This is a genomic window from Microbacterium sp. SORGH_AS_0862, assembly GCF_030818795.1.
GTDB lineage: Bacteria > Actinomycetota > Actinomycetes > Actinomycetales > Microbacteriaceae > Microbacterium.
On the sequence record NZ_JAUTAY010000001.1, the window covers coordinates 197179 to 222111 of the forward strand.

Here is a 24933-nt window from a genome sequence, read left to right on the forward strand (position 1 = left end):
GCGGCGCGAGAAGTTCGAGCGCGCCATCGTCGTCAGCTGGGAACTCACGAACCGCCCCGCAGATTCCCGATTGAACCGCCGCGCCGCTGATTCATAACCCGCGCACGGGCTCCGCCGCCTCCAACTGCTCCAGGGCCTCCTCGAGCAGTCGGCCCACCTGGGCCCGATACTCCGGCAACCAGTCGCCCTCGAACCCGCGGATATCCATCTCGGTCGCGAGGATGAGCCGGTAGTAGAGCTGGTAAAGGGCCAGGCGGATCCGTCCGTTCGGCGAGGCGAGCTCCGCGGCAAGGACTCCCCCGGCATCCGTGTTGCCCTCGATGATCTGCTCCTCGGCGTGCTCCTCGGCCATCTGATTCGCACCGACCAGATCGAAGAGCGGATCGCCCCACACGGTGCGTTCGGTATCGATCAGACCGACGATACGCAGGTCGTCGTCGAGGAAGATGTTCGCCGGCCACAGGTCGTTGTGCACGACGACCGGAGCGGTGACCGCGTCGAGCGCGTGACCGTGGCGCGCGAGCACGGCCCGCACCCGTTGCGACGGAAGCGTCGTACCGGACTCGGCCGCATCCTGGATGATGCCGTCGAACATGGCGGTGACCGCCGAGCGCCAGTCGTCGCGCCGCATGCCCGTCTCCGGCGCCGGGTAGCCGAACGCCGGTGCGGGCACGCGGTGCAGCTCGGCCATCAGGGCCCCCAGGGCGTGTCGCGCGCGGGCGGTGGCGGCGGGGTCGAGTTCGAGATCGTTCCACACGCGCCCCGGCAGGTGTCGGGTGACGACGATGTCCGCGTCGACGAGCGCCCGGCTGAAGTCGGTCAGCAGCACCTCCGGCACGGGAGCGTGCGCCGCGAGCATCCGGTAGACGAGCGCCTCGGATGCAGCGATCCCGTACTCGTAGCGGCACAGCTTGCGCGCATCCGTCGGTGATGCCTTCACGATGACGCGGACACCGTCGGCCAGCGTCACCGCCGTCGTGCTGGCGAACATCCCGCCGGTCAGCGGCGTACTGTGCGCCACCTCGCCGAGGGGGGCGAGAACGGCGGCGAGCTGGGCGGGGGTGAGCGACATCGATGTCACGGGCGTCGGACCTTTCGCGAGGAGCAACCGGCATCCGCGAGACGCACGGGCCCTCTCACGCTAGCGTCCGTGAGGGCGCGATGCCGCTCAGAGCGCCGGGATGCGGATCGTGACTTCTGTTCCGCCGGCCGCGCTTCGTGCGAGCGAGGCCGCCCCCGCGTGCGCGGTCACGATGTTGTGCACGACGGACAGCCCCAGACCGAATCCCTGCACGGCGTCTCGATGCGCCATCGGTGCGCGATAGAAGCGGTCGAACGCCCGGTGCTGTTCCACATCGCTCATGCCGGGACCCTCGTCGCTGACGCGGATCCGGATCTCGTCGTCGACGCGATCCCACTGCGCGAGCACCTCGGTGCCTTCGACGGCGAACTTCACGGCGTTCGCGAGCAGTTCCGAAACGGCTTGCCGGATGCGGGCCGCATCCGCCATAGCGACCGCGGCGTCGGCAACGTCGGCGCGGATCGTGAGCTCGCGCTTCGCCGCAGCGGGACGTGCGGCGCGCACGCACTCGCCGATAAGACCGGCGACATCCGTCGGCTTGAGCTGCAGCTCCACGCGGATGTCGGCGGCGGTCAGCAGCTCCGACACGCGCGTCATGATCCGATCGACGCTGCGCATGATGATGTCGATCCGCTCCTGGGCCCCGGGGTCGGTCGTCTGGACCCGCTCGCTCAGCAGGTCCAGATGACCGATGAGCGGCGTCATGGGCGTGCGCAGCTCGTGCGACACGGTGTGCAGGAAGTCGTCCCGCATCTGCTCGGAATGCAGCACCTCGGTGACGTCCTCCGCGACGACGAGAGTCCCGAGGGCAGAGCCGTCGGGACGGGCGACCCTCGACGACGAACGGATGTAGGCGCGCTGGTGTCCCGGCGGACCGACCCAGGCGAGAGTGGGAGGCAGTTCCGTACCATCGACCACAGCCTGGAGCAGCCTGTCCCCGCGACGCACGCGCGTCGTTCGATCAGCAGCGAACACCACGCCGGAGGCGACAGGCTCGGTGGGACTCTCCAGCTCGTACCCCTCGTGCCGCGCGACCTCGTGGGCACGCGGATTGGCGAGCAGCAGCGTGCCCTCCGGATCGTAGACCGCGATCGCCGTGGGTACTGCGCCGATGACGGCGTCGACGAGCGCCTTGCCGTCGGTGACACGGGCCAGCGCCTGCTCGCGTGCCCGGTGCGCGGCCGAGAGCCGGGCGGCGTGACGGCGCAGGGCGCGGGCGCCGAAGGCGGCCACGACGATGACGAGGACCAGTGCGACGAAAGTTCCGTAGTCGAAGAACACATCCGCGAGCGTCGCCGGCCACATCCCCGTGATGGCGCAGGGGACGACGACGAAAAGCACCATCGACAAGACCGATACCGTCGGCCAGGGACGAGGTAGCAACGCCATACCCAACAACGGCACGGCCAGCACGAAGACGGTGAGCGAGGTCTGCGGCAGGAGTTCCTGCCGCAGCGCCACGAACACGACGACGTTGGAAATCCGCGTCGCGGCGACCACCGAGGTGCGCGGCTTCCGGCGCGCCAGCGCGGCCGTGAGCCAGCCCGCCGCGAGCAGGAGCGCGATCACGATCCAGAACACAACAGGTAGTGTTCGCCCGAACTGGACATCGTACACGATGAGACAGGCGATGAGTCCGACCAGCACGAGGCCCTGCAGCCACAGCAACGACCTGGCCACGAGATCGACGATGAAGTCGGTCATGCGGTTCTCCGCTTTTCGGGTGGGCCGATGACGAGATGCCCTGTCACGACGGGAGAGGCGCCCCTCCGGGATGCCCGAAATCTCAGGGACTCCTCAAACGTATCCGGCGGGACCACTCTCACGACAGCGCCCGAGAGCCCCGGAGTCAGGCTCTCGCGTCGCGCAGCTCGCCTCCGGAGACGATCAACGAGAGACCGCGACGTCCCCGACTGAACGGCACCGACGCCACCGCGACCAGCACGATGACCCCGCTGCTGATGCCCACGAGGCCCACCACGGTCTGCAGCACTCCGGCGTCGGCGCCCGGAAGCTGGTCGAGTACGGTGGCGATCGTGTACGGCAGAGCCACGACCGATGCGCGATGAAGTCGCCGCCACCATCCGGAGCGATCCGGCGGCCACGTCGGCGTCAACCACACGAGCCGCTGTCCGATGGAGGCTCCCGCGCCGATGACCGCGGGCAGGACCACGACGAGCGCGACGGTGCCGACGCCGACGAAGACCACACTCGCGATCGCGACCGCATCCGCCGGCTCCCGTCCGCCGGTGAGCGCCAACTGCGGCGCGATGAGGGTCAGCGAGAGCAACCCGCTCACGACGTTGACCGCGACAGCGTCGAGGACCATCCCGAACCACCGTCGCCAGCCGGTGACGGGCCGCGGCAGAGAACGGTCCCGACGCAGGGCGCCGGAACTCGGCATCCAAGACAGCAGGAGTGGGGCGAGGAACACGCCGATCGCTGCGCCGGCGGTGTTCGTTATCAGATCGTCGACGTCGGCGACGCGATACGCGCAGTCGTAGAGTCCCCAGATGCCGGTCAACTGCGTGGTCTCGATCAGCAGCGACAGCGCGGCGCCGAGCACGATCGACACCACGGGTCCGCGGTTCCAGTAGCGACGCGCGATGATGCCGAAGGGAATGAAGAGGGCGACGTTCAACGCGACCTGAAGCGTGGCGCGACTCGTCAAGGCCGAGACGAACGAGAGGCCCCGCGTCTCTCGCAGGATGTCGCCCACGGAGTGCCCGGGGATGAGCTCGATGCCGGCGCCGCTCACCCCGCAGTTCGCCGCGACGTCGGGCAGCGGCAGAAGCGTGTAGGCGACGAGTGCCACCGCGTAGACGCTGGTCGCCGCGGCACCCAGGAGCCTGGGGAACGAGAGCCGGCCGTAGCGACGGATCTGAATCAGCAGCATCGGGCCGAGGACGGCGAAGAAGATGAACGAGCCTCCGATGAGGCCGAACCATGCCTGCCACGTCCACCCGGTCATCCGATCCATCCTAAGAGACAGGTCGACGCCGCCTGGCGCGCGTCGCGCTCAGCCGTGTGAGAGCAGCTCCAGCGCGATGACCCCGATCGCGAGCACGGCCTCCCCGACGAGGATCACGATGCGCTGCAGCCGGGGGACGGCGAGCCGGCGCACGGCGAGCAGACCGATCGCGACGAGGGTCGCCGTCGTGATGAGCATCGCGGCCAGCAGACCCGTCGAAGCGTCGTAGAGCCCGAGCGCCGCGAGCCCGATGCACGCGAGAGGCGGAAGCGCGACGGTCGCCGCGCCCAGGGTGCTGGCCACCATGTGCCGGTGCTCAACACGCCCCGGCACGCGCGAGTGCACCACCATGTGGCTGAGGAGGTCGGCGACATAGACCGCGCAGACCGTCGCAGCAACGGTGATCGCGAGCGTTCCGAGTGCGAGTCCCGCATCCGGATGCTCATCGTGAGCGCGCAGTGCGATGATCACCGCGAGGGCGGTGAAGGCCACATAGATCCGTTCCTTGAGGGACGCGGCGCGCCGGATCCGCGTCTGAGCGTCATCGTCGCGCGCTTCGGTCATGCCCGACTCCCGTCGGATGCGTACGCGCGCAGGAAGACGCGCGCACCGTCCGTCATGATCCGATCCACACGGTCGAGCTGGGCGCGTCGCCGTCCGGGCTCGTTCAGGACGCGCAGGGTCGTCAGGGCATGGAAGTGATCGGCGGCGAGCTCGGAATCGGGGGCGTCGAGGAGGCCGGCTCGCGCCAGCAGGTCGAGGCGTTCGGCGAGCGCGCGGTTGTGCGCCGCCTCGAGCGGATGGTCGTCGAGCTCCGGAAGCAGCGTCTCGTTCTCGGTGATCAGCCGCACGGCGGCGGCGTAGTCGGAGGCGGCGAGCTGGGAGCGGCCGAGATCGAGGGCGAAGGCGACGAGCGCGCGCTCTGTCGCGGCGGGGTCGGCATCGGCGAGGACCGGCGGAAGGTGACGCTCGATCAGCTGTCGGAGGGTGATCAGGGCCGCCTCCCCCGCCTGCTCCACGACACCCAGGAGGAGCCGGCGCTTGTCTCCGTAGTAGTCGTACACGGTGCGCTTGGACACGCCCGCGCGCGCCGCTACCGCGTCCATGCTGGTGCGCTCGACGCCGTCGCGCACGAACAGTTCGCGGGCGGCGGTGAGGATCGCGGAGCGCTTGTGGGCCTGGCCCTCCCGGAGCTGCTTGACCTGCGTGTCGGGCATCGGCGTCCCCTTTTCTGTGACTGCGCCGTCAACTCTACACCGACGAGTGTAGTGACTACACCACACGGTGTAGTGTGCCACGCATGGTCCTCAGTTCTCCGCTCTCGCTCCAGGCACACGCCCTCACCAAGCGCCACGGCGCGATCACCGCCGTCGACGGCCTGTCGTTCGAGGTCAGGCCGGGCGTCGTGACCGGCTTCCTCGGCCCGAACGGCGCCGGCAAGTCCACCACCCTGCGCATGTTCCTCGGACTCGATCGACCGTCATCCGGAGCGGCGACGATCGGCGGTCTCCGCGCGGCCGAGCTGCCCAACCCGGCCCGCGTGGTGGGAGCGATGCTCGACGCACGGTCCGTCCATCCGCGACGCTCCGCGGGCGACCACCTCTGGGCGACGGCGCGCGCCGCCGGCATCCGCCGCTCACGCGTCGACGAGATGCTGGAGACCGTCGGACTGGCCGACGTCGGCAGCCGGCCCGCCGGAGCGTTCTCCCTGGGCATGAAGCAGCGCTTGGGGATCGCGACCGCCTTGATCGGCGACCCGGGGATCGTGATCTTCGACGAACCGCTCAACGGCCTCGATCCAGAGGGCATCCGCTGGGCACGCGCGCTCATGCGCGAGCTCGCGGCCGAGGGACGCACCGTGCTCTTCTCGAGCCACCTCATGGGCGAGATGGAGCTGACCGCAGACCACCTGATCGTCATCCATCGCGGGACACTGCTCGCCGACGAGTCGCTGCCGGCGTTCATCGCCTCCCGGACCACATCCTGGGTCCGCGTCCGCACACCCGACGTCGCAGGTCTTTCCGGGGTCCTCGCGAGAGCAGGCCTGTCCACGACCCCGACTCCCGGGCAGCCCGAGGCACTCCGAGTGCGGGACACGTCCCCCGATCAGGTCGACCACCTCGCCGCCACGGCCGGCGTCGAGGTGTCGGAGCTCACGCTCGTGCGCGACTCCCTCGAAGACGCCTTCCTGCGCATGACCGCCCTCGACCGGAAGGCGGCCTGAGATGAACCTGTTCGCGTCGGAGTGGATCAAGACGCGGAGCGTGCGAAGCACCTGGCTCCTCGCCGCGGCGACGATCGTCGTCACCGCACTCGTGAGTCTGCTGGGCATCAGCGGCCTGAGCGCGCAGTGGCAGGCAGAGCTGCCGGGCGACTTCGACCCCGTCGGCGTCAGTTTCAAGGGAATCCTCGTCGGGCAGTTGCTCATGGCGATGCTCGGGGCGCAAGCCGTGACCAGCGAGTACGCCTCGGGGCAGATCATCAGCACTCTCGCCCTCGCGCCACGGCGCGCTCGACTCTTCGCCGCGAAGGCGTTCGTGACCATCTCCGTCGCCGCTGTCGTGGCGGTCGCCACGGCAGCGGCGAGCTTCGCCGCGGGTCAGGCGGCGCTTGCCGTCGCCGGTCTGCCGACGGCGATGATGAGCGACGGCGAGACCGTGCGCGCCCTCATCTGCGCCGTCGCGTACCTCGTGCTGTCGGCCGTGCTCGGCCTCGCGTTCGGCATCCTCACGCGCAGTTCCTCGGGCGCGCTGGCGATCGTCGTGACCGTCTCCCCTCCTGGTACCCGCCCTCGCCCCTGGCCTTCCGGGGATCGTGGGTCAGTTCGCCGGGACCTTCTGGCCGACGACCGCGGGCCAAGGCTCCTACACGGTGGTCGGTTCCGGCGTACCGCCGCTTCTCGGTCTGGCGGTGATGGCGGTCTTCACCGTCTGGATGACGGTGGCGGCCGTGACGACACTTCGCGTGCGCGACGTCTGAGGGCGCATGATCTCCACCCGGCTTCCACCCGACTCCGATCTGTGGGTGGCCGCCGTCATCACCGTCGATCCCCGTCGACCCGCGCGACTCTCGCTCTGACCGGGTCGCGTGGTGTCATCGCTCCGCAGCGAAGAAGGCGAGCTCGTGACGAGCAGATGCCAGGAACGCGTCGTGCATCGCGGCTCGGGTCGCCGCATCCGCCGTCGCCGCGGCTCCGGCGACGATGTCGATCGCGCGGCGGGTGGACTGAGCGAAGACCGGGTCGGCATAGGTCTCCAGCCAGGAGCGATACGCGTGCTCTTGATGCGAGTGCGCCTGCAGTCGCTCCCCCACGTCCTGATAGATCCAGTAACAGGGCAGGAGCGCCGCGATGAGCACGCGGTAGTCGCCGCGGGCTGCGGCCGCCAGCAGGTGATCGAGGTAGGCCGTCGTGACCGCATCGGGGTGCGGACCGAGCCCGGACTCGCCCGCGAGCCAGTGCTCGTGCAGTTGCAGCTCGCCGAGGATCGCGTTCTGGGCACTTCCGGCCCAGAACGCACGCTCCGCGGAGTCCGGCGCGAGGCGGGCGGCGTCGGCGAGGACGCGGGCGTACTCGCCGAGGTACAGCGCATCCTGGGCGAGGTAGCCGAGGAACGCGCTCCTCTCGAGCGTGCCGTCGCCCAGCCCCCGCACGAACGGCAGGTCGTCGATCTCCGCACGGATGCCGGCGATGTCCTCCCACCACCCGGTCTCGACCTCGCGCGCGGTCGGTCGGGTGTCGAGGCCGCCGCGTTCCCAGAGCCCCGCGAAGTGACTGATCGGCCCGTTGCCCGAACCGACCTCGAGTTCGGCGCCGTGGCGAATGCTCTCGGTGAGCCACCTCTTCGACTCGGCCGTCGCCTGCGCCCACTCTCCTGTGGCGGCCGCGCGGGTCGCCACCGCCGATGAGAGCGAGCAGCCCGTGCCGTGCGTGTTCCGGGTGCGGATGCGGGTGCCCTCGAACTCGGTGACGCTGACCTGGTCGTCGGCGAGCTCGACGAGTGCGTCGGGCAGCCGCTCCCCCGACAGATGTCCGCCCTTGGCGAGCACGCGCACGCCGTGTTCACGAGCCACGACGCTGGCCTGCGCGAGCACCTCGGTCCAGGCGGTGGCCGCGGGCGCGCCCGCGAGGATCGCGAGCTCGGGGATGTTGGGGGTCACGAGGTCGACGTGCGGCAGCAGGCGCCGGAGGGCGTCCTCCGCATCTGCGTCCAGCAGGCGATCGCCGCTCGTCGCGACCATCACCGGGTCCAGCACCACGACCGGAGGGCGGATGCGGCCGAGCCAGGCCGCGACGGTCTCGATCACCTCGACGGTGGCGAGCATGCCGATCTTCACCGCATCGATCCGCACATCGTCGGAGACGGCGTCGAGCTGCTCGGCGAGGAACGCGACGGGCGGCACGTGCACCGAACGCACGCCGTGCGTGTTCTGCGCGACGAGGGCGGTGACGACGGCCATGCCGTAACCGCCGTTCGCGGCGATGCTCTTGAGATCCGCCTGGATGCCGGCGCCTCCCGTCGGGTCGGTTCCGGCGATGCTCAGCACCCGCGGGATCGCGCGCCCGGCACTCATGCCGCGTCCCATGCCGCGCGCAGCATACGGACGGCGACTGCGGGATCGCCCGCACCGCAGACGGCCGAGACGACCGCCGCCCCCGCAGCACCCGCGCGCCGCAGCGGACCGAGGTCGGCAGCGGTGACACCGCCGATCGCCACCGCGGGAAGCGCGCTCGCCGCGACCAGCCGGGCGAGCGACTCGTGCCCCAGCGGCGGGGGCGCATCGCGCTTCGTGGCTGTCGCGTGAAGCGCACCGATACCGACGTAGTCGACGACACCGCTGCCGGATGCAGCAGCCAGCTGCTCCGGCGTGGCGGCGCTGAGGCCGATGATCGCGTCGTCGCCGATGAGAGCGCGCACCGTGTCCGGCGGCAGATCGCTCTGCCCCACGTGAACTCCCGACACGCGCGCGCCCGCCTGACGGGCGGCGAGGAAGACGTCCACGCGGTCGTTGACGAGTAGGGCGACACCGTCAGGTAGCACGGCCGACACCCTCGTCACCGTGTCGAGGAACTGGCGCGCGGAGGCGTCCTTCTCGCGCAGCTGCACTGCCGTGACACCGCTCGCCGTCGCCTGGCGCACCACGTCGACGATGTCGTGGCCCGCTGCTGCGGCGATGCCCGCATCCGTCACGAGATACAGCGAAAGGTCCGCGTTCACGCGATCACCGCCCGGCTCCGCAGTGTGTCCGCGTCGAGACGCGCGAGCGCGTCGAGGAACGCGACGGCGAAGCTGCCCGGTCCCGCGGCACGCGCCGCGGCGAGCTCTGCGGCGACGTTGTAGACCGTGACCGCGGCGACCACCGCCGCGAGACGGTCCTCGTCGACGCCGGCGAACGCCGCCATGACGGCGCCGAGGGCGCATCCGCCACCGGTGACGCGTGTCAGCAACGCATCGCCGTTACCGAGCCGCACCTCGCGCGCGCCGTCGGTGACCACGTCCACCGCGCCCGAGACGGCGACGATCGCACCGGTCGCCTGCGCGATGCGTCGGGCGGCGGCGACCGCATCCTCCACACCGTCCGTCGCGTCGACTCCGCGGCCTCCGGCGCCCGAGCCGTCGAGCGCGATGATCTCGGACGCGTTGCCGCGCACGATGCTCGGCCCCGCCGCGACGAGCTCGGCTGCGAGCGCGGTGCGCACGGGCAGGACGCCGATCGCCACGGGGTCGAGCACCCAGGGAGTGCCCGCCTCCTGTGCGGCCGCCACAGCCTCGCGCATCGCCTCGCGCTGCTCGGAGCCGGGTGTGCCGAGATTGACCAGGACCCCCGAGGCGATGCGCGCGAACGGCCCCGCCTCCTCCGGGATGTCGACCATCGCCGGAGCCGCCCCGAGGGCGAGGAGGACGTTGGCGGTGAAGCCCGTGACCACCGCGTTGGTCAGGCACTGCACGAGCGGGCCTTGCTCCCGCACCGCCTCCCAGGCCCGGATGGTGGATTCGATCAGGTTCTCTGGCGCGCGCGTCATGTGCGACATCCCTCCGCTCGTACTGACGAGATCAGGTTCGACGGGTGTGATCTCAGCCCCGCAGGGCACCCCGTGTCGTATGTGTGGATTCAGGTTAGCGGAGCGGGCTCTCGAGATGGCGGATCGGATGCGGCTGACCCTCGCCGTCGAGCGCGGAGCGTCCGACCTCGATGAACCCGAGCGCCGCATAGAAGCGCTGGGCGCCCGCGTTCTCCTCGTTCACATCGACGCGAAGCGGGGCCGCTCCTTCGGCGACGCGGGCGACGAGCGCCCGCCCGACGCCCTGTCCGTGACAGGCGGGGTCGACGAAGAGCATCTCGATGACACCGTCGCTGTAGCCGAGGAAGCCGATGATCGCACCGTCCTCGATCGCAACCCAGAGCTCCGGCATCTGCGGAAGATAGACGCGCAGCTGCCGCTCGTAGAGGTCGACCTCGGCAGAGGTCAGGAAGTCGTGCGTCGCTTCGACCGCGGCCCGCCACACCTCGACGAGTCGCGGATGATCGGATGCCGCGCCGGCGCGGATGACGATCGTCATGATCGCTCCCCCGTCTCATCGCCGGTTCCCGGCTCCCGGGCGGCAAGCGCGTCGATCACACCGATCATGTCGAGCTCGCCGAGTCCCGCATCCGCAGCCTCCTCGTAGAGTCGTCTGCTCGCGGTGATCAACGGATGCGCGGAGCCGACCGCGCGCGCGGCATCTTCGGCAAGCCGGGCGTTCTTGAGGACGTCGGTGATCGCCGCCTGCGCGGACAGGTCGCCGTCGGCGAGCTTCTGCGCCTTGCCGCGCGACACCGCCGAAGCCATGGGGCCTGCGGCCAGCACCTCGCGGAGCACACCGATGTCGGCGCCCGCGCGCTCGGCGAAATGGAAGGTCTCCGCCAGACCCGTCACCATCGTGATGAGATACGTGTTCACCGCGAGCTTCATCGTCAGCGCCTTCGGGATGTCGCCGCACCGGAACGTCTGGGCGCACATCGCGTCCACCACGGGCTCGACGTGGGCGAGCACGTCGGGCTCCCCCGCGAGCATGCCCACGAGCGTTCCCTCGATCGCCGGACCCCGCGATCCCGAGACGGGCGCCTCGACGTACCGGCCGCCCGCGGCGGCGACCTCGTCCGCCAGGGCCCGGGAGAACGCGGTCGTGAACGTCCCCATCTGCACGAGGGTCCTGTCGGCCACGAGTCTGCCGAAGTCGTCCGCGCCGCGCGCGAGCACGGCATCGACGGCCGGCTCGTCGCGCAGCATCAGAACGATCGTCTCGGCCGCGGCGAAGACTCCCGCGACGCTCCCGGCGGCCCGCGCGCCGTGCGCGACCAGCTCATCCCGAGGGGCGGCCGAACGCGCCCAGACGACCACGTCGAACCCCGCCTTGACGAGGTTCGAGGCCATGGGGACCCCCATGATGCCGAGTCCGATGAACCCGACGGTCCGTTCTCTCATCTCTTTTCCTCTTCCACCTTCTCATCCTGCCCGCGCGGCGCGTCGAACCGGGACTCGTCGACACCTCATTCCCCTGCGCATTCTCGCCACAGGCGCGCCCACTGCTGCGCACCCAGGTCGCGGGGCAGCGCACCGTGGGCGATGCCCACCGCATCCAGTCGACGTCGCGCGGCCGGGGCCGACATGCGCGCGACCGTCGCGAGGATCGCCGGCATGCCATGCCCCCGCGCGGTGAAGACATCGCCCACGAACCGCTCGTACGCACGCCGGTCCGCATCCGAGACGAGCGGCGCAGGGCGGCGGGTGATCGACAGAATGCCGCCGTCCACGGACGGCATGGGTCGAAACGCCCGCGCCGGCACCCGCCCGTGCAGGGTGAAGGTGAACCATGGCGCCGACTGCGCAGTGAGGAGGGTGCCGCCGCCGACGCCGGCGCGCTTGCGGGCGACTTCCCACTGGGTCAGCAGGACAGCATGCTGCCACGAAGGGCGCTGCAACATTCTCCGAAGAATCGGCGTCGTGAGGTGGAACGGGACGTTGCCCACGACGACGGGCGCGTCGAGCGGATGGCGCAGGACGTCGGCGTGCTCGACGCGCACCGACGGATAGGACTGGCGGAGTGCGGCAACGCGGCGCTCATCGATGTCGATCGCGGTGAGCGGCCGCCCGAGACGGGCGAGACCCGCGGTGAGCGCGCCGCCGCCGGCCCCGATCTCGAGGATCGTCCCCTCGGATGCTGCGACGAGCGAGACGATGCGGTCGATGGTGGGCGTGTGGACGAGGAAGTTCTGGCCGAGTTCGTGGCGGCCGCCGTGAACGGAACGGGTACGCATGAGCGCTCCAAAGGAAGATTCGGAGCACCCCGGTGAGCGGGTACGACAAGGACGCGCTGCCGGGGTGCGAGGACATCCCGGAAGACGGCGCGATCACGCGAAGATCAGCGACGCGCCGTCAGGCGCGGCGGTCGCGGATCGAGTAGACGAACGCCGTCATCGGCGCTGCGTTCAACGTTCCCATGCGCACGAGTCTAGGCGACCGGTGCGAAGAGGATCGCTTCCGGATGGATCGCAAGCCCGCACCGACGATCGATCCGTTCTGTCACGCTTGCGGGGTGAGAGCATTCCGATGCCGCATGTGCGGGAACGCCCTGTACTTCGAGAACTCCGTGTGCACATCGTGCGGCACCCCGCTCGGCTTCTCCCGCGCGGAGGGCGAGATCGTCCCGGTCGACGACTCGGGCCGGTACGTGGATGAGTCAGGTGCTATGTGGCACGTGTGCCGGAACCTCGGCCTGTCCGGCTGCACGTGGCTGGCCGCATCCGAGGGCGGCCAGTGCTCTGCGTGCGACCTCACCCGCGTACGCCCCAACGATGCCGATCTCGAAGGGCTCTCGCAGTACCCCGTCGCCGAGCGCGCCAAGAGATGGCTGCTCTTCGAGCTCGACCGGCTCGGGTTCGCGGTGGTCGGGAAGGCCGAGGACCCCGAGAAGGGACTGTGTTTCGATCTGCTCTCGAGCGTGCAGGAGAACGTCGTCATCGGCCACGATGCGGGTGTCATCACGATCGATCTGGCCGAGAGCGACGACGCGCACCGGGTCAAGGTGCAGCAGCAACTGGGCGAGCCCTACCGCACGATGCTCGGTCACTTCCGTCACGAGGTCGGGCACTACTTCGAGTGGCTGCTCGTGGAGAACACGGACCGCGTCGCCGAGGCGCGCACGCTGTTCGGCGACGAGCGAGCCGACTACCAGGCCGAGATCGACCGCCACTACTCCGAGGGGCCGCCTGCAGGATGGCAGGCCCGCTACATCTCGACGTACGCGACCATGCACCCCTACGAGGACTTCGCCGAGACGTGGGCCCACTTCCTGCACATCACCGACACGCTCGAGACCGCCGACCAGTACGGCCTGGCCATGTTCGCGGGAGTCGATGCATTCGCGACGTTCCGCGATGTCGTGACGGAGGTCTGGATGCCGCTGTCCACCGCGCTCAACATGATCAACCGCTCGATGGGCAAGGGCGACCTCTACCCGTTCCTCCTGCCGGACCCCGTGCTGGAGAAGCTCGACTTCGTCGCATCGCTGCGGCCGTGACGGCGGCCGATAGGTGAGCACCCGACTCCGCCGCCGGAGCGGCCGAGGTCACCGGCGTCCCTCTCTCACAGGTCAGTCCCGGCCCGTGAGAACCTCGGACAGCGCGGGCCAGGCTGCGGCGCGGACGAAGAGCGGGACCGAGGAGCGCGACGACACGTCCACCGTGACCACTCGACCTCCCGTGGACGACGCGCCGGTGCGGGCCTCGATCCATTCGCCCGCGGGAAGGTAGACGTCCCACGCGGACGCGCCCGGCTCGAGCACCGGGGCGACGAGCAGGTCGGGCCCCAGCATCCATTGCAGCGGATGCTCCCACACCCGCGGATCGGCGGGGTGGTCGAAGTACAGCGGGCGCATGAGCGGCACCGACGTGTCGATCGTGGATGCTGCGGAGGCGGCCAGGTAAGGGATCAGGCGCTCGCGCAGCTCCACGAGCCCGCGTACCTCGGCGATCACGTCGACGTCACCCGTGCGCTCGGCGATGTTCCACGGCGTGCGGTCGTTGGACGGCAGTTTGTGGTGGTTGAACTCCGAGTGGTACTGCATGATCGGCACGAAAACGCTCGCCGCCATCGCCCGCACGTAGAGCTCGGCATCGGGGATCGGACCGGAGAACCCGGCGATGTCCCACCCCCAGTAGATGATCCCGCACGACGCGGCCGACAGCCCCGCGAGCATCGACCAGCGGAAGGCCTCCCACGTGGAGTTCTCGTCGCCTGCCCAGAAGGCGCCGTGCGCCGCAGAGCCGGTGAAGCCGGCGCGGCTGAACGTCACGGGCGCTTTGCCCGCCGATTCCAGGAGCCGGCCGTAAGCCGCAGCGTACGCCACGGGGAAGCGGTTGTTCGATGCGTCGCCCGACGAGCCGTCGAGGTACACGAGGTCCTCACCCCACGCGTGCTCGCCGCCGTCGGTCTTGAAGCCGTCGATCCCCACCTCTTCGACCAGGTACCGGCGCTTCTCGGTCCACCAGTCGGCGGCACGCTCGTCGGTGAGGTCGGGCATGAGGGAGAGCGGGAACCACCACCCGCGATTGCGATACGGACGCAACGTCCCATCCGGGGCGCTCTCGCGGATCAGCACGTCCTGCGCGAGCGCGGCGCGCGCGTCGGCAGCGGCCTGACCGGTCGGATGCGGGCGAAGCTTGAGCAGCGGGATCTGCCACAGGTGCACACGCACGTCGTGCGCGTGCAGCGCGTCGACCATGCCCTTGGGGTCCGGCCATGCCCCCTCGGCGGGGAAGGTGAAATCGGCCAGGCGCATCGGGCCGCCGTCCTCGCGCACCCGGTATTCGGCGTCGCGGAAGATCGTGAAGCTCTTCTCGTCGCTCCACGCCTCGATCACCACGTTGCGCACCGGGACGCCGTGCTCGCGGTGCAGCGCCATCTGCCGCTCGACCTCGGCCTGCGTGTTCCACTCGTTGCCGCTCGCCCAAAGCCCAAATACCCAGTCGGGCAGAGCTCGCGGACGCCCGGTCTCGCCGAGGAACGCATCGAGCACCGCGGCGGGTGTGCCCGCATACAGCGCGAGCGACAGCACGTCGCGGTCGGTGGCGGCGGCATCCACCTCGGCTTCGACCGTCAGCCGCTCCGGTGACGCTTCACCGATGTCGAACCACACGCGACGCGACGTGCGCACGTGGAACCCCCAGCCCTGCCCACCCACGACATGCGCGAACGGCATCGGCAGGTACGTGCGCCGATGGGCGCCCTGGCTCTTGTACTGCTCGAACACGACCGAGTCCAGGCGCGTGCCGCGGTGGTCGAGCGCGTCGTAGCGCTCACCGAACCCGGTGACGTGCTCGCCGGGCTCGAGCGGGAGCGCGAAGCGCACCCGGTGAACGCGTACACCGTCGTCGAGCACCTCGACCCCGTCGTGCACCACGACCGCGGACCCCTCGATCGCGAGCGTACCCACGGGGGCGGGCCGCCATCCGGCGACGCGCGTCTCGAACCACCGCGTGCGCTGGATGCGGCGGTCCGCCCCGGTGGCGGTGAATCGGTAGCGCAGCCTGGTGTGCGCAGCCGGGGCGTCGAGCTCCACCTGCCAGCCCCCGGCCGCGCGAGCCGTCCGGGCCTGCGCCGAGGCGAGATGTCCGCCGTCCACGGCCTGGCCTCGCGACGAGCGCGCGACGCGCGCGAGCGGCAGGGAGCGCGCGTACTCGCCGTCGACGTGCAGCTCGAGGACCACCTCCTCGATGTCGCCGGACGTGCGCACACCGAGCCGCAGGGTCTCCCCCGCGACCGGCTGCACCGGACTGCGCTGCTCTGTGTCGTCGGAGTACGGATGCCCCGAGCCGGACGGACGGTGGCGGATCATGCCGCGAGCTCCGCACGGTCCAGACCGAGCTCTGCGGCGAGGCGCAGCACCATCGCATGGCTCCACAGCAGCGGCGTCGCGACCGGACCCCACCGGTCGATCCACTCCTGGCGGTATTCGGGCGCGAGGAGGTGCCCGTCGACCTGCTCGGGCAGCATTCCCGCGCCGTCGGCGGTGCTTGCGGCCCACTCCAGCAGGCGCCGGGCCTCGGTGCGATCTCCGACCGCCGCGTACGCGAGGCCGAGGAAGCACGACAGCAGAGGCCAGCGGCCGCCGCCGAAGAAGGTGTCGGCGCGGAAGCGATACACGCCGCCGTCGACCTCGAGCTGATCCGACACCGCGCGCAGTGTGGCCGCCGCGAGCGGCGAGGACGGATCGACGACCCCGAGCGGGGCGATGAGCGAGCTGAGGCTCGCGTCGACGGCATCCGAACCGATCCACTTGACGAGGTGCCCGTCGACCACGGCGTCTCGTTCGAGGCGCGCGGTCACATCCTCGGCTCCCGCGCGGGCGCGCTCGGCGCGCTCGCCGGTCACCAGGCCCGCGTCGGCGGCGGCGCGCAGACCGGCCGCGATGCATCCGAGCGTCGAGCCGTGCACAGCCTCGTCGTGCTCCTCCCACCAGTCGTAGCACGGGCGCTCCCAGGAGCTGAGAAGGTACTCGACCGTGAGCGCGGCCGCATCGGCCCACCGCGCGGGGTCGATCGCGTGACGCTCGGCGTGCGCAGCGGCGGCCCACAGCCACGTCCCGTAGCCGTCGAGCTGGAAATCCCACCAGTCGTCCGCCCCGAACTCACCGTCGAACGTGAAGCGCGCGGGCAGCATGTGCTTGTCCGGAAGCGGCGTACCGGCGTCGGCCGCCTCCACGATGTCGCGGATGCGGTCGGCGTGCAGGTTCACGACCATCGCGCACCAGTCGTGGAACGCGGATGCGGAAGCCACCTCGCCCGCCGCCGACGCGCCGTCGGCGATGAACGATCCGTCGCGGAACCAGCAGTACCCGCGGTACGCCGAGAACGACGGTGAGGCGGGATACGCGCCGTTGGGCTCCTGGAGCGATGTGATGACGGCGCGAGAGCGGTCGAGGAGCGCGCCGAGGTCGACGCGGGGTGTCGTGGTCATGGGTCCGTTCCCTGGAAGTCGCGGTGACCGGGGGCGCTCGTCGCGCCCCCGGTCAGAGGGCGGGTGTCAGCCGAGCAGCGGCGTGATGCGGCTCTCGGCGTCGGTGAGCGCCTGCTCGACCGTCTTGCGGCCTGCGGCCGCCTCGGTCAGCTCCTCGGTGACGATGTCCTGCATCTCCGCCTGGCCGTCGCCGATCGAGGGCGCGAGGGCGACCTCTTCGAGCGAGTCGAACACGGCCTGTCGGTTGGTCGGCGGCGTGATGTCGAGATAGGCCGACAGGGACGTCTCGTCGGCGATCGGCGGGAGCTCCCATCCGGCCTCCAGGCGCGTGTCGACCGTGGTCTTCGAACTCGTCAGGAACTCGGCGAACTTCGTCGCCGCTTCCTTGTTCTTCGTGCCGGCCGAGACGGCGACGGCGTTGGAGAACAGCGCGCTCGCGTGCTGCGTGTCGCCGGGCTCGACGGCGATGTCCCAGCCGATCGACGCGTCGGCGAGTGTGCCGAACATCCAGATGCCGCTGTGCCACATCGCCAGCTTGCCGCCGGCGAACAGGCCGCTGTCGAAGTCGGGGGTGCCTGCGCCCTGCTCGGCGGTCGGCATCGTCGTTCCGCTCTTGCCGACAAGCCACTCGGCTGCGGCGATCCCCTCGGGGCCGTTGAATCCGAGCTTGCCGTCGGCGGTCAGGAACTCCCCGCCCGCCTGAGCGACCGCCTTGTAGAACTCGTGGTACGAGATGGGCTGGTAGTCGCCCCACACCCCGGCGGCGGTGTCGGTGAGCTTCTCCGCCGCGGCCTTCTCATCCGCCCACGTCCAGTCCGACGTCGGGTATTCCAGGCCGGCCGCATCGAAGAGGTCGGTGTTGTAGAACAGCACGACGTTGGAGAACGAGCTGGGCAGTGCGTACTGCGTGCCGTCGGTGGCGTACGCGTCGGCGAGCGAGGTCTGGTAGGCGCTCGTGTCGACGCCCTCGAGCGGCGCGAGGACCCCGCTCTGCTGGTAGGCGGCGTAGTTCGCGAACTCGATGTCGAACACGTCCGACGACGTACCGCCCGCGAGGTCGGTCTGCAGCGCCGTGAAGTAGTCGGCGTAGGGCAGCGTCGTGACCTCGACAGTGATGTCGGTGTTCTCCGCCTCGAAGGCGTCGACGATCTTCTGCAGGTTGTCCTCGTTGCCACCGGACGAGATGAAGTTCGTGTACGTGATGGTCACGGCTCCGCCGTTCGACGGCGTCGTCGAGCCGGAGCATCCGGCCAGGGCGAGGCCGGCGACGGCGAGGACGCCGATTCCGGCGAGGGGCGCTGTGCGGTTCATGCGATATCTCCTTCGATATGGATGCGGGTGGGAGTGGTGCGGGTCACTTGATGCCGCTCGACGCGACGCCCTGGATGACGTAGCGCTGGGCGAACAGATAGATGGCGAGCATGGGGAGGATGCTGACGACCGAACCGGCCATCATCACGTCCCATTGGGTGGTGTATTGGCCCTGGAGTCCGGCGAGCGCGAGCGGAAGGGTCTTCAGCTCAGCCGAGCGCAGGATGATGAGCGGCCACAGGAAGCTGTTCCAGCTGTTCATGAACGAGAACACGGCAAGCGTGGCGAGGGTGGGCCCCACGAGCGGCAGGACCACCGTGCCGAAGATGCGGAAGTGCCCCGCGCCGTCCAGCGTCGCGGCCTCGTCGAGCTCGCGCGGCACGCCGTTCATCGCCTGACGCAGGAGGAAGACGCCGAACGCGCTCGCGACGCCGGGGAGCAGCACGCCGAGGTAGGTGTCGACGAGCCCCAGATCGCGCATCTGAACGAACAGCGGCACGATCAGCACTTGGATAGGGATCATCATGGTCGCCAGGTACAGCGCGAACACCACGCCGCGTCCGCGGAACGGCAAGCGGCTGAACGCATAGGCGGCGAGCGAGCTCGTCACCAGCTGCAGCACGGCCGTGACGACGGCGAGTCCGAGCGAGTTCGCGATGATCCGGGCGAACGGCAGCTCGGCGAACAGCGTCTGGTACGCCGAGAACGACGGCTCGTCGGGGATGAGCTTCGGGGTCGCATCCAGTCCCGCTCCCGGCGAGAGCGACGTGGACAGCGTCCACAGGAACGGGAAGAACATCACGAGGGCGCCGAGGATCAGCACCGCGGTGAGCAGACCGCGTTTGGTTCTCTCACGCATAGGTCACCCACCTCTTCTGCCCGACGATCTGCACGACGGTGACGCCGAGCACGAGGATGAACAGCATCCACGACAGCGCGGATGCTTCGCCCGCGGCCCCGTAGCGGAAGGTCAGGTCGTAGATCTGCTGCACGACGACGGTGCTGGATCCTGCAGGACCGCCGCCGGTCATCGCGTACACCTGGTCGAACACCTGGAACCCGTTGATGAGCGAGATCACGACGACGAAGAACGTCGAGGGCGACAGCAGCGGCAGCGTCACGTTGAACAGGCGCCGCCACGGGCCTGCGCCGTCCACCTTGGCCGCCTCATACATCTCGGTCGGGATGGCCTGGAGACCGGCGAGCAGGATGATCATCACGAAGCCGAGGTCCTTCCACGCCGACGCGAGGATGATCGACGGCATCGACCACGCCGGATCCGTCCACCACCCGGGGCCGTCGATGCCGAACACCGCGAGCGCGGCGTTGACGATGCCGACCGAGGGGTTGAGCAGCCAGCGCCATACGAGCGCGACGACGATCCAGCTCGTCACGACGGGGAGGAAGTACACGCCGCGCAGGATGTTCCGACCGCGCAGACGCACGTTGAGTGCCAGCGCGAGTGCCAGTCCCCCGACGTAGACCAGCGGCAGGTAGCCGACGAGGTAGTAGAGCGTGTTGAAGAACGCGCGCTGTGTGGCCGGATCCTGGGCGAGGTGCACGTAGTTGTCGAACCCGACCCACTTCATCGGGGCGAGCAGGTTCCACTCGTGCAGGCTCGTCCACAACGCCCCGAACATCGGATAGATCGTGAACATCGCGAGTGGGACGGCGCTGGGCAGCAGGAACGCGAGGACGACGAGTGCGTAGCGCACGCGCCCCCGGCGGCGGCGCACGGGCGGAGTCTCGACCGCCTCGCGCCCCTCCTCGACGGGGAGCGGCCGGAAGGTCGGGGTCATGTCGGCTGACCGCTCTCGCCCGGCTCGGTCGCCCGGGCGACCGCGAGACGCTCTCGAACGAGCCGGCCCTGCTCACCGGAGCGGCCCTGGTCGTCGAACGGCGTGGAGAGCACGAGAGACGCCGCCCCCTGGGCCCAGCGGTCGTCCTGCCAGGTCTCGACGGCCACGGGCACGGCACGGTTGCGCGGGATCAGGCCGGCACGGAACGCCGGCTCGAATCCGAACGACCAGTGCCGCCACGACTCCACGCCTTCGCCCAGCAGGATCACGATCTCGGGGTCGACGACGTTCACCACGCCGGCCAGCACGCGTCCGAGCAGATGCCCGGCGTGGGAGAAGAGCTTCTGAGCCCCGGAGTCGCCCGCGTCCGCGAGCGAGCGCAGCGCGGCGATGCCGGCATCCGGACCGATGAGCGCCTCGTCGCGCGCGCGACGCACGAGCGCCGCCTGGCCCACGAGGGCTTCCAGACATCCGTGTCCACCGCACTGGCAGAGCGGGCCGTCTTCCTCGACCGGGACGTGGCCGATCTCCCCGGCTCCCCCGCTGCGCCCGCGCAGCACCCGACCGTCGGTGACGAGTCCCGCACCGACGCCGGTGCCGATCGTGAGGACGAGGACGTTCTCGTGCCCGCGCGCCTGGCCGTGCAGCGCCTCGGCGATCGCGAGCGCGTTGACGTTGTTCTCCACCAGGACCGGCAGATCGAGCTCGCGGCGCAGCGCCTCGCCGAGCGGGACGCGCTGCCATCCGAGCTGCGTGGAGTCCACCGTCCCCACGGCCTGCTCGTCGACGTTGCCGGGCACGCCGACGCCGATGCCGAGCAGCGGCGCGCCGTCGCCGCCACCGATGAACGCGCGGAGCTTCTCGCCCAGGCGCGTGATCGCCGTCCCGGACGCCGCATCGAACGGCTCGGTGGCCGAGCGCACCACGGTGCCGTCGATCCCGACCTCCACGACCGTGATGTGGTCCGCGACGACCTTCACACCGATCGCGCGTCCCGCGTCCGCCACCAGGCCGAGCAGGCGGGCGGGGCGTCCGCCGCTGGACGGACTGTGGTCGAGTTCGACGAGCAATCCGTCGGCGATCAGCTGACGTGTGTGCTGGGTGATGAGCGCGGGCGAGACCCCGAGTTCTCGCGCGAGATCGGCGCGGGAGGTGGGACCGCTGCCGCCGATGAAGGCGAGCACAGCCGAGCGGGTGACGTCGGCGCGGGCAGAGGATGACGGCAAGAGAACCCCTTTGTTCAGGTCTGAACGAACTCTAGAGCGGATGTGCATGCGCCGTCAACTCGATTCCTTGCGGCAGCTTCCGCCGACAGTGTTGGCCACGCCGATGCATACATGCTCTTGACCTCGGGGGCATAGGTGGTCCATATTTTCCACTAAATACAGGCCTGAACAAAGGGGTTCCTATGTCTGACGCTGCCCGCACGATGCGGCTGCTCGCGACTGCCCGCACCGTGCTGCATGCGGCACCGCGCCGCGCGATCGTGCTCGCCGCCGGGCTCGTGGCTGCCCTCGTCGTCGCCCTGCTCACGGCCGCTCCGGCGCACGCCAACACGCTCAACGGTGTGTGGCATGACCCGTACGGCGACGATGAGCTGTACGCCTCGCAGCCGACCGAGCGCTCCCCACGCGATCCGATGGCGGGTGAGAACGTCACCGTCCGGGCGACGACCTGGCCGATCGCCTCGGGCCAGTCGGTCTGGGTCACGTGGACCGTCAACGGCGTCGCGCAGACCCCGCGCGGCGCGAGCTACGACTACAACTCCGGCAACAACACCTACTGGAAGGTCGATCTCGGATCCTTCTCGCGCGGCGACGACGTGCAGTACACCGTCCACGCCGACGTGAACGGCGGCGGGCAGCGCGACATCGGCCCCTTCACGTTCGCGACCACCTCGTGGAGCACCGTGACCGACGTGACCGACGTGATCGACAACGGCACGTCGGTGGACATCGTCACGGGCGACAGCGCGGGAGATTTCACCCCCAAGGTGCGCTTCGCCTTCCCCCGTCCCGACGGCTACGACGTGCAGATCGCCCCGACCGGCTCGGGGCTGAGTCTCAGCGGACCTACCGGATACACGCTCACCGACGGCGCCTCGCAGGTGACGATCGCCACGAGCGAACTGGTGCTCAAGATCGACAAGAGCCCCTACCGGCTCTCGGTGTACAAGGGCGATGGCACGACGCTCATCACCCGCCAGTACGACCCGGCGCAGTTCCGCAACATCGGCTGGGCCAGTGACGGCAGCTCGACCGTGACGAAGATCGAAGACCATTACCTGACGCCCGCCGGCGAGCGGTTCGAGGGCTTCGGCGAGCGTTACGACCGGCTCGATCACCGCGGCACCGACGTGCACAACTACGTCTACAACCAGTACCAGGACCAGGGTGCGACCCGGCGCACGTACTACTCGGTGCCCTTCTTCGCGAACTCCGCCGGCTACGGCGTGCACATCCCGAGCACCCGCTACGCGATCTTCAACCTCGCCACCCACCGTTCCGACATGGCCGGGTTCACCGTCGACACCGGCGGCGCACTGGACTCCACGCTCACGTACCAGTTCTTCGCGGGCGATCAGGCGGCGATCCTCGACGACTACACCGCCGTGACCGGGCGTCCGCTGCTGCCCCCGAAGTGGGCGTTCGGCCTCTGGGCATCGGCCAACGAATGGAACACGCAGGCCGAGGTCGACGCGTGGCTCGACCAGGTCGACACCTCCGGCATCCCGCACAGCGTGCTCGTCCTCGAGCAGTGGAGCGACGAGGCGACCTTCTACCTGTGGAAGGACGCGCAGTACACGCCGACGGCGGGGAGCAGCTCGCTCGACTATGCCGATCTGACCTTCCCCGCCGGAGGCGCGTGGAGTGATCCGAAGCAGATGATCCAGGACGCGCACGACCAGAACGTCAAGGTGATCCTGTGGCAGATCCCGGTGCTCAAGGAGAACTTCTCCTCGAACCCGTCGACCGCCCCGCAGCAGCATCTCAATGACAAGTCGTACGCCGAGGCGCAGAACTTCCTCGTGAAGGACGGTGCCGGCGAGCCCTACCGGATCCCGACCGGTCAGTGGTTCGGCGACAGCACCGTGCCGGACTTCACGAGCACCGCGGCGACGAGCTGGTGGATGAGCAAACGCCAGTACCTGCTCGACGACCTCGGCGTCGACGGCTTCAAGACCGACGGCAGCGAAGCGCTCTTCGGACGCGACCTGCAGGTGGCCGACGGACGTCGCGGCGACGAGATGCACAACGCGTACCCCAACGAGTACACGCGCGCCTACAACGACTACGTCCAGGCGAAGACTAACGGCGACGGCACGATCTTCAGCCGCGCGGGTACGTCCGGCGGCCAGAGCCAGTCCATCTTCTGGGCCGGCGACCAGGCCTCGACGTTCGGCGCCTTCCAGGAGGCGGTCCGCGCGGGCCAGAGCGCGGGACAGTCGGGCGTGCCCTTCTGGGCGTGGGACCTCGCGGGCTTCACCGGGTCGTTCCCGAGTTCCGAGCTGTACCTCCGCTCGACGTCGCAGGCGGCGTTCTCGCCGATCATGCAGTACCACTCCGAGAAGGCCGACCCCAGCCCGTCCGAGGCGCGCACGCCGTGGAACGTGCAGGCGCGCACGGGCGACACGAGCGTGGTGTCCACGTTCGCGAAGTTCGCGAACGTGCGGATGAACCTCGTGCCGTACCTCTACACGGAGGCGGACGACAGCGCCACGACCGGGGTACCGATGATGCGAGCGATGAGCCTCGCGTTCCCCGGTGACGCCGCGGCCGCCGCCTACGACCAGCAGTACCTCTTCGGTTCGCAGCTGCTCGTGGCTCCCATCACGACGCAGGGCCAGACCACGAAGGACGTCTACCTGCCCGCGGGCGAGTGGTACGACTTCTGGAACGGCGGACGCGCGATCGGCGACGGCGTGAAGCAGTACTACGCCGGCACGGACAGCATCCCGGTGTACGCCAAGGCGGGGGCGGTCGTGCCGCTCAACCTCAACGACGCGTACCAGCTGGGTGGGACCATCGGCAACGACGTCGACACCTACGACAACCTCACCTTCCGCATCTACCCGGCAGAGTCGAGCACCTACGACTACTTCGAGGATTCGGCTGACGCCCACCGCGCCATCTCGGTCACCGCCGACCGTGTGGCACGCACCGTGTCGGTCTCGGCGCCGCCGCTGACCACCGCGGCGACGTACCAGGTGTCGGGGACGAAGCCCTCCGGCGTCACCGTGGCCGGCTCCGCGGTCTCCGAGGTCGCCTCGGTTTCGGCGCTCGCGTCGGCGAGCACCGGGTGGTTCTGGGATTCGGTGCAGCAGCTGACCTACGTCAAGGTGGGCGCGAGCACCTCGACCCGCGCGATCGTCCTGAGCGGCGTCGACAAGGCCGCCTATGAGGCTGAGTTCGCAGCGCACACCGCCGTCAGCACCAACACCGATCACCCCGGCTACACCGGCGTCGGCTTCGTGGACGGCTTCTCGGACAGCGGCGACGCCGTGGAGTTCGACGTGTGGGCCGAGGCGAACGGGACGCACCAGCTGCGCTTCCGCTACGGCAACGGCGTGACGACGTCGGCCGTGCGCACCATCCGCGTCGACGGCACGTCCGTCGGCACCCTCACCCTGCCTTCGACCGGATCGTGGGACACCTGGGGCACCGCGTCGATCGGCGCGCCCCTGACTCCCGGCCGGCACACCGTGCGCATCGAGTACGCGAGCGGCGGCGCGGGCGGCATCAACCTCGACAACCTCGTGCTCGCACGCTGAGCC

Annotated in this window: 21 protein-coding genes, 1 pseudogene and 1 riboswitch; of the genes and pseudogenes, 5 read left to right on the plus strand and 17 right to left on the minus strand. The window is 69.8% G+C overall.

Translation table 11 applies throughout. The features are described from left to right. Positions 1 to 91: 91 nt before the first annotated feature. The 5 genes from QE377_RS01010 to QE377_RS01030 form a co-directional block, all read right to left on the minus strand. Positions 92 to 1072 (minus strand): phosphotransferase family protein, encoded by a 981-nt coding sequence (locus QE377_RS01010; protein WP_307325804.1) that lies wholly within the window; start codon positions 1070 to 1072, stop codon positions 92 to 94. A gap of 96 nt (positions 1073 to 1168) precedes the next feature. Then, a complete protein-coding gene (locus QE377_RS01015; protein WP_307318786.1) occupies positions 1169 to 2785 on the minus strand; it encodes a PAS domain-containing sensor histidine kinase in 1617 nt (538 codons plus the stop codon). Positions 2786 to 2930: 145 nt separating this feature from the next. Continuing rightward, positions 2931 to 4052: a VanZ family protein gene (locus QE377_RS01020; protein ID WP_307318787.1), complete on the minus strand. Its 1122-nt coding sequence runs from the start codon at positions 4050 to 4052 to the stop codon at positions 2931 to 2933. A gap of 48 nt (positions 4053 to 4100) precedes the next feature. Continuing rightward, positions 4101 to 4616, minus strand: coding sequence for a hypothetical protein (locus tag QE377_RS01025; RefSeq protein ID WP_307318791.1), 516 nt, complete (start codon positions 4614 to 4616; stop codon positions 4101 to 4103). Continuing rightward, positions 4613 to 5269, minus strand: a complete 657-nt coding sequence (locus QE377_RS01030) for a TetR/AcrR family transcriptional regulator (protein ID WP_307318793.1) — start codon at positions 5267 to 5269, stop codon at positions 4613 to 4615. The genes QE377_RS01025 and QE377_RS01030 overlap by 4 nt, the downstream gene beginning before the upstream one ends. An 83-nt stretch (positions 5270 to 5352) precedes the next feature. Between QE377_RS01030 and QE377_RS01035 the strand changes: the two genes are divergently transcribed. The 3 genes and pseudogenes from QE377_RS01035 to QE377_RS01040 all read left to right on the plus strand — a co-directional run bounded on the left by QE377_RS01035 (position 5353) and on the right by QE377_RS01040 (position 7031). Continuing rightward, entirely contained in the window at positions 5353 to 6276 is a 924-nt protein-coding gene (locus QE377_RS01035) for an ABC transporter ATP-binding protein (RefSeq protein WP_307318796.1), read from the plus strand. 1 nt (position 6277) lies between these two features. After that, a pseudogene (locus QE377_RS17285) lies at positions 6278 to 6805 on the plus strand (ABC transporter permease); the annotation flags it as partial. 61 nt (positions 6806 to 6866) lie between these two features. Beyond that, a complete protein-coding gene (locus QE377_RS01040; protein ID WP_307318799.1) occupies positions 6867 to 7031 on the plus strand; it encodes a hypothetical protein in 165 nt (54 codons plus the stop codon). A gap of 114 nt (positions 7032 to 7145) precedes the next feature. On the opposite strand, the gene QE377_RS01045 is transcribed toward QE377_RS01040, so the two are convergent. The 6 genes from QE377_RS01045 to erm all read right to left on the minus strand — a co-directional run bounded on the left by QE377_RS01045 (position 7146) and on the right by erm (position 12350). After that, the gene (locus QE377_RS01045; RefSeq protein WP_307318801.1) at positions 7146 to 8624 is read right to left on the minus strand and encodes a bifunctional hydroxymethylpyrimidine kinase/phosphomethylpyrimidine kinase; all 1479 of its coding nucleotides are present in this window, start codon (positions 8622 to 8624) and stop codon (positions 7146 to 7148) included. Further along, a complete protein-coding gene (thiE, locus tag QE377_RS01050) occupies positions 8621 to 9268 on the minus strand; it encodes a thiamine phosphate synthase (RefSeq protein ID WP_307318804.1) in 648 nt (215 codons plus the stop codon). Before thiE ends, QE377_RS01045 begins: the two co-directional genes overlap by 4 nt. Continuing rightward, positions 9265 to 10074 (minus strand): hydroxyethylthiazole kinase, encoded by an 810-nt coding sequence (gene thiM / locus QE377_RS01055; RefSeq protein WP_307318806.1) that lies wholly within the window; start codon positions 10072 to 10074, stop codon positions 9265 to 9267. The genes thiE and thiM overlap by 4 nt, the downstream gene beginning before the upstream one ends. After that, positions 10066 to 10157, minus strand: a riboswitch (TPP riboswitch). Its footprint overlaps the gene before it by 9 nt. 11 nt (positions 10158 to 10168) lie before the next feature. Beyond that, positions 10169 to 10612, minus strand: coding sequence for a GNAT family N-acetyltransferase (locus QE377_RS01060; protein WP_307318809.1), 444 nt, complete (start codon positions 10610 to 10612; stop codon positions 10169 to 10171). Then, positions 10609 to 11517 (minus strand): NAD(P)-dependent oxidoreductase, encoded by a 909-nt coding sequence (locus QE377_RS01065; RefSeq protein ID WP_307318810.1) that lies wholly within the window; start codon positions 11515 to 11517, stop codon positions 10609 to 10611. Before QE377_RS01065 ends, QE377_RS01060 begins: the two co-directional genes overlap by 4 nt. 65 nt (positions 11518 to 11582) lie before the next feature. Next, a complete protein-coding gene (erm, locus tag QE377_RS01070; RefSeq protein ID WP_307318811.1) occupies positions 11583 to 12350 on the minus strand; it encodes a 23S ribosomal RNA methyltransferase Erm in 768 nt (255 codons plus the stop codon). A gap of 278 nt (positions 12351 to 12628) precedes the next feature. Here erm and QE377_RS01075 point away from each other — a divergent pair, with 278 nt between their 5' ends. Beyond that, positions 12629 to 13612 carry a putative zinc-binding metallopeptidase gene (locus QE377_RS01075; protein WP_307318812.1) on the plus strand — a complete coding sequence of 328 codons (984 nt, stop codon included), beginning with the start codon at positions 12629 to 12631 and terminating at the stop codon, positions 13610 to 13612. Between the two features lie 72 nt (positions 13613 to 13684). Here the strand turns inward: QE377_RS01075 and QE377_RS01080 are convergent, their stop codons facing one another. From QE377_RS01080 to QE377_RS01105, 6 genes are all read right to left on the minus strand, one after another. Then, positions 13685 to 15928: a TIM-barrel domain-containing protein gene (locus QE377_RS01080; RefSeq protein WP_307318816.1), complete on the minus strand. Its 2244-nt coding sequence runs from the start codon at positions 15926 to 15928 to the stop codon at positions 13685 to 13687. Beyond that, a complete protein-coding gene (locus QE377_RS01085; RefSeq protein WP_307318818.1) occupies positions 15925 to 17049 on the minus strand; it encodes a glycoside hydrolase family 15 protein in 1125 nt (374 codons plus the stop codon). Before QE377_RS01085 ends, QE377_RS01080 begins: the two co-directional genes overlap by 4 nt. A 66-nt stretch (positions 17050 to 17115) precedes the next feature. Then, the gene (locus tag QE377_RS01090) at positions 17116 to 18360 is read right to left on the minus strand and encodes a sugar ABC transporter substrate-binding protein (protein ID WP_307318821.1); all 1245 of its coding nucleotides are present in this window, start codon (positions 18358 to 18360) and stop codon (positions 17116 to 17118) included. Positions 18361 to 18403: 43 nt separating this feature from the next. Continuing rightward, entirely contained in the window at positions 18404 to 19219 is an 816-nt protein-coding gene (locus tag QE377_RS01095; protein ID WP_307318824.1) for a carbohydrate ABC transporter permease, read from the minus strand. Further along, on the minus strand, positions 19212 to 20159 hold the full coding sequence (locus QE377_RS01100) for a carbohydrate ABC transporter permease (protein ID WP_307318828.1): 948 nt from the start codon (positions 20157 to 20159) through the stop codon (positions 19212 to 19214). The genes QE377_RS01095 and QE377_RS01100 overlap by 8 nt, the downstream gene beginning before the upstream one ends. Further along, positions 20156 to 21385, minus strand: coding sequence for an ROK family transcriptional regulator (locus QE377_RS01105; protein ID WP_307318831.1), 1230 nt, complete (start codon positions 21383 to 21385; stop codon positions 20156 to 20158). Before QE377_RS01105 ends, QE377_RS01100 begins: the two co-directional genes overlap by 4 nt. Before the next feature lie 182 nt (positions 21386 to 21567). Here QE377_RS01105 and QE377_RS01110 point away from each other — a divergent pair, with 182 nt between their 5' ends. After that, on the plus strand, positions 21568 to 24930 hold the full coding sequence (locus tag QE377_RS01110) for a TIM-barrel domain-containing protein (RefSeq protein WP_307318833.1): 3363 nt from the start codon (positions 21568 to 21570) through the stop codon (positions 24928 to 24930). Positions 24931 to 24933 lie beyond the last annotated feature (3 nt).